Annotated in this window: 1 pseudogene; it reads left to right on the forward strand. The window is 38.3% G+C overall.

The annotated features are described in order from the left end of the window. Nucleotides 1-516 precede the first annotated feature (516 nt). Nucleotides 517-614: pseudogene (locus ACFINO_RS11055) on the forward strand (DNA-binding protein); the annotation flags it as partial.

A 614-nucleotide genomic window follows, 5' to 3' on the forward strand; every position in this document is an offset into this window, starting at 1 on the left:
CCTTGAGCTTCAATCATTCTCGTTTCAATTTTCCTCTAGGGCTGAGAGCATCGGGTTTACGGAGTCTAGAATACCAATGGGGTGTTCTGCTTTAAGGAGATTTTTGTCTGTGTATTATGAGGTAAAACTACAGCCGATGACATCTATGCAGACAGGGGTGAGTGTTTAAGAGGGGGAGCGCACAACCAAAATTGTATGGAAAAGGTCATAGAGGAGGAAGAAGGTTTTCTTAAGGGGATTTCTTATCAGAGGACATTTCCTTTAGAAAAATTCTCTTCAGGAATTCTGTTAGGACTTTTGCACTTAGATTTTTTGATGAAAACCCTTTGTGCTTATGTGTCTTTAAGTTAATGTTTGAAAGACAAGGTGGTGTGGTGGAAAGGTTGCTTTTATAAAGGATAGGAATATTACGAGGTGAGAAATATAATATCAGCTAAGGATTGACAAAGGTATTATCGTCGATTTGAGGATAAGTTTCTGTGATGCCCGTTGAGATTTCAATATTCTGGCGTTATGTTGGCCAATAGTTCACTTCCAAAACCTTTAAAATTCGGCTTTTTATCTCTTTGGATCCAATCAAACCTTCTCCAGATAATTGCAACAGCAAAAACACA

Origin of the sequence: Bartonella sp. AA83SXKL, assembly GCF_042196965.1 — a bacterium.
Classification (GTDB): Bacteria; Pseudomonadota; Alphaproteobacteria; order Rhizobiales; family Rhizobiaceae; genus Bartonella.